Origin of the sequence: Streptomyces sp. V1I1 (genome assembly GCF_030817355.1) — a bacterium.
Lineage (GTDB): Bacteria > Actinomycetota > Actinomycetes > Streptomycetales > Streptomycetaceae > Streptomyces.
In genome coordinates this window covers 3,714,522-3,728,470 of record NZ_JAUSZH010000001.1, presented here as the reverse complement: position 1 = coordinate 3,728,470, position 13,949 = coordinate 3,714,522, and the positions used below count along the sequence as shown (strand labels likewise).

Annotated in this window: 13 protein-coding genes, 1 tRNA gene and 1 pseudogene; 9 read left to right on the top strand and 6 right to left on the bottom strand. The window is 68.3% G+C overall.

Annotation, left to right across the window (positions count from 1 at the left end; all coding sequences use genetic code 11):
- Window positions 1–8 precede the first annotated feature (8 nt).
- The 6 genes and pseudogenes from QFZ67_RS17440 to QFZ67_RS17415 all read left to right on the top strand — a co-directional run bounded on the left by QFZ67_RS17440 (window position 9) and on the right by QFZ67_RS17415 (window position 5,406).
- The gene (locus QFZ67_RS17440) at window positions 9–197 is read left to right on the top strand and encodes a hypothetical protein (protein ID WP_307662008.1); all 189 of its coding nucleotides are present in this window, start codon (window positions 9–11) and stop codon (window positions 195–197) included.
- A 10-nt stretch (window positions 198–207) separates the two neighbouring features.
- The gene (locus QFZ67_RS17435) at window positions 208–807 is read left to right on the top strand and encodes a hypothetical protein (protein WP_307662007.1); all 600 of its coding nucleotides are present in this window, start codon (window positions 208–210) and stop codon (window positions 805–807) included.
- A 167-nt stretch (window positions 808–974) separates the two neighbouring features.
- Window positions 975–1,865, top strand: coding sequence for a bifunctional DNA primase/polymerase (locus QFZ67_RS17430; RefSeq protein WP_307662006.1), 891 nt, complete (start codon window positions 975–977; stop codon window positions 1,863–1,865).
- A 349-nt stretch (window positions 1,866–2,214) separates the two neighbouring features.
- Window positions 2,215–3,384: a DUF3631 domain-containing protein gene (locus QFZ67_RS17425; RefSeq protein WP_307662005.1), complete on the top strand. Its 1,170-nt coding sequence runs from the start codon at window positions 2,215–2,217 to the stop codon at window positions 3,382–3,384.
- Window positions 3,385–3,567: 183 nt separating this feature from the next.
- A complete protein-coding gene (locus QFZ67_RS17420; RefSeq protein WP_307662004.1) occupies window positions 3,568–3,888 on the top strand; it encodes a helix-turn-helix domain-containing protein in 321 nt (106 codons plus the stop codon).
- 70 nt (window positions 3,889–3,958) lie between these two features.
- A pseudogene (locus QFZ67_RS17415) lies at window positions 3,959–5,406 on the top strand (LacI family DNA-binding transcriptional regulator).
- A gap of 120 nt (window positions 5,407–5,526) precedes the next feature.
- On the opposite strand, the gene QFZ67_RS17410 reads toward QFZ67_RS17415, so the two are convergent.
- The 4 genes from QFZ67_RS17410 to mptB form a co-directional block, all read right to left on the bottom strand.
- Window positions 5,527–5,600, bottom strand: a tRNA-Pro gene (locus tag QFZ67_RS17410).
- Window positions 5,601–5,734: 134 nt separating this feature from the next.
- Window positions 5,735–6,661, bottom strand: a complete 927-nt coding sequence (locus tag QFZ67_RS17405) for a metallophosphoesterase (protein WP_307662003.1) — start codon at window positions 6,659–6,661, stop codon at window positions 5,735–5,737.
- A complete protein-coding gene (locus tag QFZ67_RS17400; protein WP_307662002.1) occupies window positions 6,556–7,878 on the bottom strand; it encodes a glycosyltransferase 87 family protein in 1,323 nt (440 codons plus the stop codon). The genes QFZ67_RS17405 and QFZ67_RS17400 overlap by 106 nt, the downstream gene beginning before the upstream one ends.
- A gap of 124 nt (window positions 7,879–8,002) precedes the next feature.
- On the bottom strand, window positions 8,003–9,451 hold the full coding sequence (gene mptB, locus QFZ67_RS17395) for a polyprenol phosphomannose-dependent alpha 1,6 mannosyltransferase MptB (protein ID WP_307662001.1): 1,449 nt from the start codon (window positions 9,449–9,451) through the stop codon (window positions 8,003–8,005).
- A 298-nt stretch (window positions 9,452–9,749) separates the two neighbouring features.
- Here mptB and cutA point away from each other — a divergent pair, with 298 nt between their 5' ends.
- Window positions 9,750–10,070, top strand: a complete 321-nt coding sequence (gene cutA, locus QFZ67_RS17390; RefSeq protein ID WP_307662000.1) for a divalent-cation tolerance protein CutA — start codon at window positions 9,750–9,752, stop codon at window positions 10,068–10,070.
- On the opposite strand, the gene QFZ67_RS17385 is transcribed toward cutA, so the two are convergent.
- Entirely contained in the window at window positions 10,071–11,396 is a 1,326-nt protein-coding gene (locus tag QFZ67_RS17385; protein WP_307661999.1) for an XRE family transcriptional regulator, read from the bottom strand. It lies immediately after the preceding gene.
- A gap of 179 nt (window positions 11,397–11,575) precedes the next feature.
- Here QFZ67_RS17385 and QFZ67_RS17380 point away from each other — a divergent pair, with 179 nt between their 5' ends.
- Window positions 11,576–12,004, top strand: coding sequence for an ATP-binding protein (locus QFZ67_RS17380; protein WP_307661998.1), 429 nt, complete (start codon window positions 11,576–11,578; stop codon window positions 12,002–12,004).
- Window positions 12,004–12,306, top strand: coding sequence for a hypothetical protein (locus QFZ67_RS17375; RefSeq protein ID WP_307661997.1), 303 nt, complete (start codon window positions 12,004–12,006; stop codon window positions 12,304–12,306). Before QFZ67_RS17380 ends, QFZ67_RS17375 begins: the two co-directional genes overlap by 1 nt.
- 236 nt (window positions 12,307–12,542) lie before the next feature.
- Here QFZ67_RS17375 and QFZ67_RS17370 read toward each other — a convergent pair.
- Window positions 12,543–13,789 (bottom strand): IS3 family transposase gene (locus tag QFZ67_RS17370; protein WP_307659156.1). Its coding sequence is split into 2 segments (ribosomal slippage): window positions 12,543–13,507 and window positions 13,507–13,789, totalling 1,248 coding nucleotides; the frame shifts between segments, so codons are not numbered across the junction.
- Window positions 13,790–13,949: the final 160 nt, after the last annotated feature.

Genomic DNA, 13,949 nt, shown 5'->3' with positions numbered 1-13,949 from the left:
AAACCCCGATGGCCATCACCGTCTCGCTCGTGGCCCTGTTCGGACTGGTCCTGTTCTTCCTGCTCCGCTCCAAGACCCTCGGCTACGGCGCCGCGTTCATCGCCGTGATGTTCGGCTTCTACCTCGCCTCCACCGGCGCGGCCCAGCCCGTCAACGACCTCACCACCGCCGTCGTCAACGCCATCGGCGACCTGTAGGGAGCCCGTGATGAACGAACCAATCGTCGCCCGCCACACGCTCGCCCTCGCCCTGCCGAAAGCGGCCCCGGCCATCGCCACATCGACCGTGCTCATCCTCGGCCGGATCTGGAACGCGAACGGGGCTGAACACTCCGGCGGCAACGCCGCGTTGATGGTGGTGCTCGCCACCGGGGCCGCAGCGGCCGGCGCTTTCGCCTCGGCCGGTCGCCGCGGTGACAGCGTCATAGCCGGAACCGCGTTCGCCGCCTCCGGAGGGCTCGCCCTCGCCGGGGTCGCCGGATACGCGGACGGCTGGTCACTGCCGCTGCTGTTGTGGGCACTGGCAACCGCCGTCGCGTACGGGCTCGCGGCCCGCTACTGGCGCACCGACCGCCGCGACAGCGTCGCGTACGGGCGGCGCACCAGCGAGCGGCGCGAGGAACGCGCGCACATCGAGCGCGTGGCGGCCCTACAGGCCGGAGCGCAGATCGAGGTGGCTCGATCGGGGGCCGCCTACGCCGAAGCCCTCGCCACCGCGCTCATCACCCGCGCGGCCCTGCCCGGGTTCGACCCCAAGGCCCTTGAGAGCGCGGGCCTGCCCGAACTCCCCACCGACGACCACCCCTAGCTACGCCCGGGGCGGCCCCCTCTCACGCCAATGACACGGGGCCGCCCCGGTTCTCCAGTCCTCAACAGACCTGTGGAGGTCTCCAGCATGAACCAACCCACCGACATCGGGCGAGCAGGCGGCCCGCGGCCGTTAATGCTCGACCTGTTCTCCCTGGAGGTAGCCGCATGAGCGCGAACCTGATGAGCGCAGCGCTGGAGGCCGCCGGATGTGGTTGGCACGTCTTCCCGCTCCGTCCGGGCACCAAGCGCCCTGCCCTCCACGGGGAGGCCTCGTGTCCCCGCACTGGTCCGTGTGAGGGCGGGCACCGCAAGTGGGAGCAGCGCGCGACGACGGACCCGGACCGCATCCGCGCCACCTGGGCGCGGGGCGCGTTCAACGTCGGTATTGCCACCGGCCCTTCCGGGCTGGCGGTCGTCGATCTCGACATGCCCAAGCCTTACAGCAATGCGGACACGCCTGACGGCGTGGCGACCTTCAAGGCGCTCTGCGAGCGCACCGGCAACGCCGTCCCCGATACCTGCCGGGTGCGGACTGCGAGCGGTGGCCAACACCTGTACTTCACCGCGCCGGCGGGCGTGCGGCTGGCCAACACGGCAGGCACCATTGCCCCGTTGGTCGACACCCGCGCGTGGGGCGGCTACGTCGTCGCAGCGGGCAGTGTCACCCCCGCCGGACCGTACGAGGCCGTAGGCGGATCTACGGCTGCCCCGCTGCCCGCGTGGCTGCTGCGGCTGCTCCAACCGGCTCCCGCACGGCCTGTCGGACCGCTCAGGCTCCCGTCGTTCAGCGGCGACCGTGCGGCACTTGCCGCGCTGGAGTCGGAGTGCGCCGTGGTCTCAGCGGCCCCGGACAAGCAGCGCAACATCACGCTGAACCGGTGCGCCTTCAAGGTGGGGCGCTTCGTCGCGTGGGGCGACATCCCCAGGCACGTGGTGGAGGAGGCCTTCCAAGCGGCGGGGGAGGCGCAGGGACTCACCGCCGCGGAGTGCCGCGCCACGATCCGCAGCGCCCTGGACGGCTCCATCCGCAAAGCCCGGCCCCGGGATGCGGCATGAACACCCCACTCCATCCCCCCTTGGAAGGCCACACCCGCGCGAACGGTCTGCACCCCGCCCAACCGGCTCTCCCCGAGGCGGCGTTGGGCGTCTCGAAGGACGTCGCCGAAGGCGTCCCTGCTGCTGTTCGCCCGGACACGCAGCAGGGAGACGGCCGGTACCCGATCGCGTGGCTAAGGGTCACCGCACCTACCTCATGGTGCCGGATCGCCCTCGGTCACGCCTGGTGCAGGTGCGGCTTCGAACGCTCCGCCAAAGGCAAAAGCGACGTCCTGCGGCTCATTGAAACCCACGCCGCCCACCGCGACGTATGCCCGCTCCGCACTCCCCAGGAAGGGAGGACCGCCGCATGACCAGCACCTCGAACGCGCCGTCCATCGACGGCGCGGCCCTGCTCAACGACATTGAGGCCTTCCACCGCCGGTTCAACATCTTCCCCACCGAAGCCGCCTACGTCGCCGTCGCGCTGTGGGACGCACACGCCCACCTGCTCGACTGCTTCGACTCCACACCCCGCATCGCCTTCCTCTCCCCCGAACCGGGGTCGGGCAAGTCGCGTGCGCTGGAGATCGTGGAAACCCTTGTCCCGCACCCCATGGTGGCCGTGAACGCCTCAGCGGCTGCTCTCTTCCGTGCAGTGTCCGGACCGGACGGACGGCCCACGATCCTGTTCGACGAGATCGACACGGTCTTTGGCCCCAAGGCGGGCGACAACGAAGAACTGCGCGGGTTCCTCAACGCCGGCCACCGTCGCACGGGCGTCACCTACCGGTGCGTCGGCGACAGCCAGACCGTGACGCCGTTCCCGTCCTACACAGCCGTCGCCGTCGCAGGCCTCGGCTCACTGCCCGACACGATCCTGACCCGATCGGTCATCATCCGCATGCGCCGGCGGGCCCGGAACGAGAAAGTCGAACCCTTCCGCGCCCGCCTGCACGAAAAGGAAGGCACCGCCCTGCGCGACCGCCTCGCCGACTGGGCGGAGCAAGCCCGCGGATGGGTCATGGGCGCCTGGCCCGAGATGCCCGAGGGCGTCACCGACCGGCCCGCCGACGTATGGGAACCGCTGCTCGCCATCGCGGACGCCGCTGGGGGCGACTGGCCCCGGCGAGCCCGCGAAGCCTGCGTGACCCTGGTCAAGGCATCCCAGCTCAACGACAAAGGCAGCCTCGGCGTGCGGCTGCTGACCGACCTACGCGACCACGTCATGGTGGGCGTCGACAAACTGCCCACCATCGCCATCCTCGACCGCCTCAACTCCCTCGACGACGCCCCATGGGCCGACCTGAACGGCAAGCCACTCGACAACCGGCGTCTCTCGCGGATGCTCGGCGAGTACATGACCGCTGACAACGAGCCCATCGCCTCCCGCAACATCCGCACCACCGGCGGCATCCTCAAGGGCTACTACAGCGAAGACCTCACCGACGCGTGGCAGCGCTACTGCGCACCCGCCCCTGAGAGTCAGCTACTTCCGCTACAGCCGCTACACCCCAGCTCACAGGCCCACAAGCTGTAGCGGCAAACCCCGATGTAGCGGCTACGGCCTCGCACTCCGCGAACGGCCGTAGCCGCTACATCCAACCCGTCCGCTACACAAAACACGCCGCTGACCTGCGATGTAGCGGCGTAGCGGATGTAGCGGACCTGAGAAAGGGGGGTGGACCAGCCTCCCGTCGCTGTACTTCCACTAAGGGGAGTCATGAACCCGGGACTGAAGAATCTCAGCCTTCCTCCGACGTACTCACCCGCCGAAGTTGCCGAAGCCCTTGATTGCTCGGAGTGGTGGGTGAAGGAACAGGCGCGCCGCCGCCGCATCCCGTTCATCCGCAGTGGCAGCGGCTACCGCTTCACGAAGGGCCATGTGGAAGAGATCTTCCGCATTTTTGAGGAACGCCCCAGCCAGCGTGACGCGCCTGCTCAGACGGCCGCTTCGAGTGTGCGGCGCACCTCCGACTCCACAGCAACAGCCGTGGTGAAGCTTCGGGCGCGACGTCCGCGGCGTGCTCGTAAGGCCGCCTGACGAAGAAACAGACCAGATGGGTGGGAGTCCTTCGACGACTCCCACCCTTCGCCTTGCGATGAGAGGGACCATGGGGTTCGCGGAAGACCGCGGCACGTACTGGCGTGGCCGCTACAAGATCTCAACCGGCAAGTACGGCACCATCGCTGATCACAGCGGAATCACCATCCGGTTCCGTACCAAGCGTGAGGCCAAGCGCGCCGCTGACGCTGAAGAGGCGAGGGTTCGCTCGGGTGGATGGAAAGACCCTGACGCAGGGCAGGTCACCTTCGGCAACTACACATCACGGTGGTACGCAGCTCAGGACCTGGCCGCGTCCACAATGCAGAACTACCGCCGGCACCTCGAAGAACACCTACTTCCTGAGTTCGAGGACCGCCCGCTCGCGTCGATCCGGCGCACGGACGTCGATGCGTGGGACAAGAAGGAAAGGGCCCTGTACGCAGCATCCAGCGTCAAGACATGGCGCGGGACGCTGCACCTGGTTCTCGAAGACGCGGTGGACGAAGGACTGATCGACGCGAATCCCGCTGCGAAACGCCGTGGCAGAGGTAAGCGCGCCGGCCGCTCCAAGGATCGCGCTCCCGAAAAAGTGGTCACAGACGCCCTCGGAATCCTGCTCACTGCCGAACGCGCCTCCCTGCTGTCCGGGCGAGACGACGAGTTCGTCGCCGTTGTCACCAAGGGCTACACGGGCATGCGCTGGGGCGAAGTCGTCGGTCTGGAAACCGAATTCGTTCGCCCGGCGGCCCTGCGGGTGGAGTGGCAATTGTATGAACTCGACTCGGGCCAGTTCGAGCGTTGCCCGCCCAAGGACGACAGCTATCGCACGCTCGATGTCCCGCCGTGGCTGACTGCTCTTCTGGCTCAGCACGTTGCCCGCACTAGGTCAGAACCCTGCCCGTGTCACGGCAAGACGTATGTCTTTCGTGGACAGGGCCAGTCCCGCACCGGAGAGACCGGAGCGAAGGTGGTCGACGTTGCCCGTCGCGCCGGTGTCTCCACAGGCACCGTATCCAACGTCATCAACCGGCCCGACGCCGTGGCGGAAGCCACCAAGGCACGCGTCCGAGAGGCCATCGCCGCTCTCGGCTTCACTCGGGGCGGAGGAGCCGTGGACCAGGCAGCCCACTGGCGACGCAACGGGTTCGCTACCTGGCTCTTCACGCCGGCCGCGTCTGGCTGGTACCCGAAGAAAGCACCACAGGAGGCACGTCCCGTTCCGTTGCTTGCCGAGCCCTGGCCTGGCGTTCCCGCGCGGGGGAGGGGCGCCAGCGCGCGCCGCGAATGGAGGAGCTGCGCATCCCGCCGAAGCTGATGGACGAGCGCATGGGGCACATGGACGGGTCCGTCCAGGCCCGCTACTCCCACATCACGCGGGAGATGCGCGCGTCGCTCATGTCAGGACTGACAGTGGAGTGGGAGAGAGCACTGGATGCTCGACTCGCTATGAGTCCGAGGTCGCCGGTAGCGGTGCTCGACGCTCTGCTGAGAGCGCGGTTGCCCGAGCGTCGATAGCACGGTCCCGGGAGACAGATTCCAAGATCTTCTCCCAGTTTTCTCCCAGGAAGGCCCCGCGCAACAAATCAGGGCCACCTACTGACATCAGAAGGTGGCCCTGACCTGGTGTTTCAGCTGTCGGGGTGGCGGGATTTGAACCCACGACCTCTTCGTCCCGAACGAAGCGCGCTGCCAAGCTGCGCTACACCCCGATGTCACCGGCGTCGCGGCGACATCGATTACTTTAGCCCACCCGCGCCCGCAGGCGAAATCCGGTTTTCGCACCCCCGCCAGGGCCTCATCCGGCGCCCACTCCAGTGCCCCATCCCCAGTCCCCGCACCGCCCTCAGTCCCGCGCCGTCAGCGTCAGCAGCGTCGCCTCCGGCGGGCACGCGAACCGCACCGGGGTGTAGCGGTTCGTGCCGCAGCCCGCCGAGACGTGGAGGTACGAGACGTTTCCGTCGGACCGGTGGGTGGACAGGCCCTTCACGCGGGCCGTGTCCAGGTCGCAGTTGGTGACCAGCGCCCCGTAGAAGGGAATGCACAGCTGGCCGCCGTGGGTGTGGCCCGCCAGGATCAGGGGGTAGCCGTCCGCCGTGAAGGCGTCGAGCGTGCGCAGATACGGGGCGTGGACGACGGCCAGTGACAGGTCGGCGCCCGGTTCGGGGCCGCCCGCGACGCGGTCGTAGCGGTCGCGCTTGATGTGGGGGTCGTCGAGGCCCGTGAAGGCGAGTTCGTAGCCGTCCAGCTTCAGGTGGCCACGGGCGTTGTTCAGGCCCACCCATCCCGCCGCGTCGAAGGCGTCGCGAAGGCCCTCCCACGGGTTGTGGACCACGCCGACGGCCGGGGCGTTGCCGTTCAGGCCGTGCCGGCCCTGGGCCTTCTCGAAGAGATAGCGGGCGGGGTTACGGAGCTTGGGGCCGTAGTAGTCGTTGGAGCCGAAGACGTACACGCCGGGGTATTCGAGCAGCGGGCCGAGCGCGTCCAGGACCTCCGGCACCGCCTCCGGGTCGGACAGGTTGTCGCCCGTGTTGACCACGAAGTCCGGGCGCAGGCCCGCGAGCGACTGGAGCCAGGCGCGCTTCTTTCGCTGGCCGCTCACCATGTGGATGTCGGAGACCTGGAGTACGCGCAGCGGCCGCATCCCCTGCGGCAGCACCGGAACCGTCAGCCGTCGGAGGCGGAAGGAGCGGGCCTCGAAGCCGGCGGCGTAGGCGAGGCCGGCCGCGCCGACTGCCGTGATTCCCAGGGGTACTCCGTAGCGTGCGCGCATGCGCCCATCGTTGCAGACCCCGCAGGCCGGGGGAGGGGGTGGGCGGCCGCCGCGGGCGCGCCTTCCCGCAGTGGGAGCGCGAGCAGCAGGCCGAGCGAGATCCAGACGTACGTATTGCTGCCGAGGAAGCCGTCGACCCCCGTGGCGTCCCAGCTCCACAGCCATACGACGCTGCTGCACAGCACCACGTATATCGCTACGGCCCACCTCAGCAGCCGCCGTCGCCTAGGGTCCTCCTTCCCATGGCGCAGACCCGCGTCGATGAGTACGGCGAGGGCGGGGAAGAGCCAGACCAGATGGTGCACCCAGGTGACCGGGCTGATGAGACAGGCCGTGAGACCGGTCAGCGCGAAGCCCGCCATCTCGTCGCCCACGGCGACCGCGCGGCGTGCGCGCCAGGCCCAGACGCACAGGAGCACGATCACGCCGACCGCCCACACCAGGCGGCTGGGGGCGCCCGGTTCCGAGAGTCTGGCCAGGACTCCCTGCCAGGACTGGTTGGAGACGTACGCGAGCGAACCGACTCGGTCCGTGTCCCACATCGCCTCGGTCCAGTAGACGCGGGACGCGTCGGGGGCCGCCCACAGAGCCAGCAGCGTCGCGGTGATCGCGACGCCCGAGGCCGTGGCGGCGGCACGCCAGCGCCGGGTCACCAGCAGGTAGCAGATGAAGATGGCGGGGGTGAGCTTGATCGCGGCGGCGAGGCCGATGCCTAGGCCCGCGAACCGCTCGCGGCCGGTGGACAGCAGCCAGGCGTCGGCGAGCACGAGCGCCAGCAGCAGCAGATTGACCTGGCCGAAGCTGAAGGTGTCGCGGACCGGCTCCAGCAGGACGAACAGACAGCCCGCAACGGCGAAGGCGAACCACCGGGACCAGCCCTGTCGGCGGACGGCGGCGCCGGCCGTCCAGTACAGGATCGCGCCCGCCGCCGCGAGATTGAGCAGCGTGCTGATCGCGACGGCGCTCGGCCAGTCGACCAGGGTCATCGGCAGCATGCACAGGGCGGCGAACGGCGGATAGGTGAAGCCGTAGTGCGTCCCGGGTACCAGATAGTCGTAGATCCTCCCGCCGTGCTTCCAGCTTTCGACGGTTCCGTAGTAGACGCCGAGGTCGAACCAGTCCCGGTGGAGCGGGACCGTCGCGAGGAACAGCCCGACGGCCGCCGCGAGACCCCCCACCAGGAGCAGCCGTCCGCGCGTGCTCGTCGGCAAGGCCATGCTCCCCCTCATGCGGGGCACCCCTTCATGCGGGACTCTCCTTCATACCGCGCTCCCCGTTCATACGGCACTCCCCGATTCACGCGGCGCTCCCCGTTCATGCGGCGCTCCCCAGCGGTGAGCTTCATGCGGCGCTCCCCAGCGGTCCGGTCCCGGCGCGGGACGAGGCCCGTCCCGCGATGCGGTGCGTGCACCACAGCGCGAGCACCGCGAGGATTCCGCCGAAGGTCGCCAGCGCCACCTGCGGCCCCTCCGGTGCGAAGCCACTGGGCAGTACGGCCAGGGCCAGAACGGCGCTCGCCGCGGCGACCGCCCGGCGCACCGGTCTGGCGGGCCCGGCTGCGGCAATCAGGAACAGGCCCCACAGCACGTACCAGGGCCGTATCGCGGGTCCGAGGACGGCCACCGCGATCAGGCTCAGCCCGAGTGCGTACACCGGGCGCGGCAGATGGCGCCGCCAGGCGATCAGTATGGCCAGCGCGGTGGCGGCCAGCCCCGCCAAGTGCCAGGCAGGGGCGGCGAATTGGGCCAGGCTGCTGCCCGCGCTCTCCAGCAGCGCGCCCGTCATCCGGCCGAGTGATGAGGTGATCGACCAGTTCTGCGGCGAGACCGGGGTGTCGAGGGCGGCTATCCACCCGTATCCCGTACCTGCCACGGCCGTTGTCGCCGCCGTCGTCGCTGCGCAGACTCCGAGCACGGCCAGCGCGGCCTTCACGCGTGGGGCCTTCACCCGAGGGGTACGGCCCGCGAGCTGTCGGCCCCAGAGCAGGGCGATGGCCAGTAGCCCCAGCGCGGCCGGGGCCTTCACCAAGGCGGCGAGGGTGACCAGTACGACGGCCAGGATCGGCCACCGGCCCAGCGCCGCCACCAGCCCCGCGCCCAGCAGCCCGAGCATGATCGCGTCATTGTGCGCCCCGCCGACGAGATGCAGCAGCACCAGCGGGTTGAGCGCCCCGAGCCAGAGCGCGGTGGCCGGGTCGGCCCCGCAGTGCCGGGCCAGCGTGGGCAGGCAGAGGACCATCACGGCGACCCCGAGCAGCGCGACCAGCCGCATGCCGAGCACTCCGGTGAACACCTCGGTACGGGAGAAGTCGGTTATCGCGGTCGCGCAGGCGAGGAAGAGCGGTCCGTACGGAGTCGGGGTGTGCTGCCACAGCGGTGCCACCTCGGCGTTCAGCGGCCCGCCGAGCCGGGATGGCCCGTTCGCGTACACATCGATCTGCGCGTCGACCATCGCCCCCTGCGCGAGATAGCTGTACACGTCCCGGCTGAACAGCGGCGGCGCCAGCAGCAGCGGGGCGGCCCACAGTCCGAGCGTGAGCAGCAGGGTGCGGCGGCCCGGAGGCTCGGGACCGCGCACCGCCCGCCCGAGCAGCGCCCAGGCAGCGACCAGCAGTACGAGTCCGAAGTACGCGGCGATCAGGCCGAGCGCGGCCCGTCCGGACTCGGGGGCGAGCGCATCCCGTACGGGCAGCGCACCCGCGGTCACGCCGCCCGCGGCGAGCGCTGCCGAGCCCAGCAGCCCCAGCAGTTGGCAGAGGCGGGTGTCGAGGGGGACGGGGACGGCCGACATCTGGGCAGACTGTCAACGGGCGGTGTCCTAAAGGCGACGCAGGCATCGCCATCGAGCGGCCGCCGCATGTCGGCCGTATTACGAACGTACGGACAGCCGTACACGAGGCACGTCCTTCCACGGCAACCCCAGGGAAATGCGCGGGCAAGCACATCACCGCACCTGACAACTTGGCCTCATGACCACAGTCAAGCCTTCTTCATAGCCTTTTTGGTCGGGCTACTGTCACGCGGTGGCTCTGAGCTGCACGCATTGCGGCCCTGGTTGGCGGGTCGTGGTCCGCCCTAGGCTCTCGCTCATGACTGAGTGCGTGCAGGTGTACACAGCGACGGAGAGCCGCGAGGCAGCGGTAGCACTGGCCAAGGGTGCGACAGAGGCACGTCTGGCTGCGGGTGCGCAGGTGGTCGGCCCCGTCACCTCGGTGTTCTGGCACCTGGGCGAGTTCGGAGAGGGTGAGGAGTGGCAGGTGATCTTCAAGACAACGGTGGCTCGGTACCCCGAACTTGAAGCGCATCTGCTGGAGCACCACCCGTGGAAGAACCCCGAGATCAATGCGGTGCCCATCGTGGCGGGCTCTGCGGCCGGCTTGGACTGGATCGCCCGCAGCGTTGCCGAGTGATCACATGGCCGCGCGGTCCAGCAGCTCGGCAACGGGCGCGATCGTCCGGTGCGGCTGAAGCCTGAGCAGGAACTCGTTCGCGCGCTGTTGGGGCCGGACGGAGCCGACTCCGGTCGAGAGATCCATGGCCTTGGTGATCACTGTTGCTGACTGCTCGACCTCACCGGCGTCCAGGTACGCGTGTGCCAGCCAGGTGAGGTAGAGAGACTTGTCGCGGGCGTGGGCATCGGTGAAATCGGCCAAGGCTGATTCGAGAGCGGGAACAGCTCGCAGCGGCCGGTGCAGCTCGGTCCAGCAGCGGCCCTTCATGATCTGGAGTTCGCGGGTGTCGACCCACGACGACCAGTCGGGCCCGGGGCGGTCACTGCCGTTCCCTGTCAACGCCTCTTCGGCCTGGCCGAGCGCCTGCTCGGTCTCTTTGGCCTGGCCCGCTTTGGCATGGGCCCAAGCGCGACGCTCAAAGAGAAGGGCCCGGACAGTCGGGGGTGCGTCCGCGCTGGCTGTCTCGCAGGACGCGGCGGCGGTTGCCACTCCAGACGTTCCGGTGCTGACCTGCTGGTAGGCGAGGAACGCGAGGGAGTTGCCTGCCAGCGCAGCATCTCGGGCTTCTGTCGCTGCCTGAAAGGCCTTCTGGTAGAGGGCTGATGCCTCGGTCTGTCGGCCTGCGTCGAACGCTGCCCAGCCTGCCTGCTGAGCCTGCTCGGCCACGAGACTGAGGAGCTGTCGACCAGTGGTCTCCGTGTACGAGGCGTTGCGCAGCAGGTTCATTGTGGTGCCGAGTTCGGCGCGGTAGATGTGCCGGGTGTCGGCTCCGCCGAGTACGTCATCGAGGCTACGAAGACGGGTGGTGCGCCGCTGAAGGTGCTGCACCTGCCGCTGCCCTATGCGGCGGCCGGCTGTGGCTCCTGGCGTCATGGCCGCACTGGTGGCGATGCCTATGGACGCTGCGAGGAACCTCCTGCGCTGCACTTCGTCTCCTTCGAGATCGACGGTTCCCAGATCATCGGTCTCGAGAACACCCGCAATTCCTAGGGCGACAGTCGCGAGAGGGGAGATCAGCTCCGGGCGACTTGCAGACGTGGGCGTTGATGCCTGCTCCCATGGGCGCGGTGCCATCCCGATCATGTGGCCGGGGATGCCCAGGGCGTCTGCGATGTACGCGATCTTCTCGTAGGTGGTGATCGCGCCGTCGCCTCGCGCCAGTTTCCCCACTCGTTCCGGCTTGATGTCGCACGCGTCGGCGATTTTCAGGAAGCTGATCCCGCCCCATTGCCGGGCCAGCTTGAAGACCTGTCCGAAGTCGTGCCGCTTCAGCGCGGCCTGCACATCGGCTCGGCCAAGGACGTGGGCCGGTAACGCCGTTGGTGAGAGGTCTCCTGACACGCGCTTCCCCGAATCTGCCTGGTCACAAGGAATATCAGTGATTCTCCGCGCGGAGTTTACCCATCATGGGTACCCCTATCGCCGGGAATCGAAGAGGCGTTGAGACGCCCATCCTCTGAGGCATGCAGGAGCGACAGGATGCGCTGAACGGCCCGGAGATGGTGTGCCGATGGGCTCGCCATCCGCGGTGTGTCGGCCTGGCCCGCGTCGAGCTGCGCAAGGCGCTCGCCTGGGGCCTGGCAGAGATTGAGGACACGGCTCTGGTCGTGCTCTCGGAACTGGTGACGAACGCGGTCCGGCATGCGCACGTTTCGCCGGGACGTGAGATCGAAACCCGCTTTCAACTGGCTGGCGAGGACCTCCGCATCGAGGTGCACGACGACGCTGATGAGTGGCCTCGCAAGCATGTCGCTGCCGGTGACTCGGAATGCGGCCGAGGACTCGTTCTGGTCAGCGTGCTAGCGGACCGGTGGGGCGTAGGCGAACGCGGCGGAAGCGGCAAGGCCGTATGGGCTCTGATGACCGTGCCGCCTCAGGAGGGAGACGGCTGATGGACGGCACTCAGAAGCCTTTGGACGCGGGCGCGTTGGAGAGTCAGTCGGCGAGACCTCAGGCAGTGATGCGGTTCGCCGACTGGACGTTGACCACGGACAAGCAAGGCAGCGGCCCGGTCTACGAGGCGGAATGCATGACATGCAGCGAGTCCTCCGACGCGGCGGAAAACAAGGACGAGCCCGAGCTTTGGTGCTTGCGGCACGCGGGCGCTCTCGGGCACACCGGCTTCCGCGGAATCACGACCGCGTTCTTCCGTGCCGCTCTGGTCAACGCGCGAAGTGGTTGTGCGGACTCATGAGGCAGCGATTATGCGCCTTCGGAATCGTCGTCTTCTGGATCGCGGTCTATGTGCCGTTGGCGGTGATCAGTGATCCCTACTCGTCCGCCTTTTAGCGTCTGGCCTACGTAGGCCGGATGCAGGCCGGACCGCCCCCTTGGCCTGGAAGCATTCGGGGGCGGTCCGGTTTGGGGCGCAGGTGCAAACCCGGTGCCAATGGTACCGGGGTCTGAACCGTTCCGGGTTTGATCGAGACTCTATGGCGTGACTGTGACCTGGTGTTTTGTGGCTGTCAGGTAGTGGTGGGCTTCGTATTCGGCGGGTGGGACGTGGCCGATCTCACCGTGAAGTCGGCGGTGGTTGTACCAGTCGATCCATTCGGCGGTGGCCAACTCGACCTCGGACAGCGTCTTCCAGGGCCGCTGAGGCTTGATCAACTCGGTCTTGAAAAGACCGATCGTGGACTCCATCAGGGCATTGTCGTAGGCGTCGCCGACTGATCCGATGGACGCCGCTATGCCCTCGCCTTGGAGATGGGTGGCCAGCTTGAACGAGGTGTACTGACTGCCCGCGTCGCTGTGATGGATCAGCTGCCCGGGTTGGTGCGGACTGCCTTCCCGATCGCGCTGCCATAGGCCCATCTCCAGTGCGGCCAGGACCAGTTCGGTGTGTTTGGTCGTGGCCGCCGACCAGCCGACGATGCGGCGGGAGAAGGTGTCCACGACGAACGCGATGTAGACGACCCCGGCCCAGGTGGCGATGTGGGTGAAGTCCGCGACCCAGCAGCGGTTCGGCGCCTGGGCGACGAAGTCCCGGTCGACCAGGTCGGGGGCCCGGCCGGCGGCCGGGTCGGTGACCGTAGTGATGACCTTCTTGCCGCGGACGGCGCCGGCGAGGCCGAGCTCGCGCATCAGGCGCTCGACGGTGCACCGGGCCACCGCATGACCTTGTCGGTTCAGCTCGCGCCAGATCTTCCGGGCCCCGTAGACGCGGTAGTTGGCGTCGAACACCTGCTGGATCAGTGCCTTCAGTTCCGCGTCCCGGGTCGCCCGAAGCGACGGAGGCCGGGCCTTGGCTGCGTAGTAGGTGGAGGGGGAGATACCGACACCGTGCTCGTTGAGAACGGTGCAGATCGGCTCGACGCCGCCGAAGCGGTCCCGGTTCTCGTCGACGAAGGTCACGAGCGCAGATGTGGCCGGTCGAGCTCGGCCGCGAAGAAAGCCGAAGCGGCCTTGAGGATCTCATTCGCCCGCTTGAGCTCGGCGACTTCCTTCTTCAACGCTTTGACCTGGGCAGACTCATCGGTCGTGACGCCAGGCCGGGCCCCGTTGTCGATCTGGTCCTGGCGGACCCACTTGCGCAAAGTCTCGGTCGTCCCGATCCCCAGCTTGGCGGCGACCGCCTTCATCGCGGACCACTCGGTGTCGTACTCCGGCCGCACCTCGGCGACCATGCGGACCGCGCGCTTGCGCAGCTCAAGGGGGTAAGGGGAAGGACGTGCCATGACTCGATCCTCTCAAACGATCGAGTCCCTACCGAACCCGGAACGGTTCAGTCATCGTCGTGTCCATGATCGATGACCCCTCTCATGGTTGGAGTTGAGCCACCGACGGGAAGGGACTGTAAGCGGATGCACGACCCAGAGGACGCAGGTTTCGAGAGCG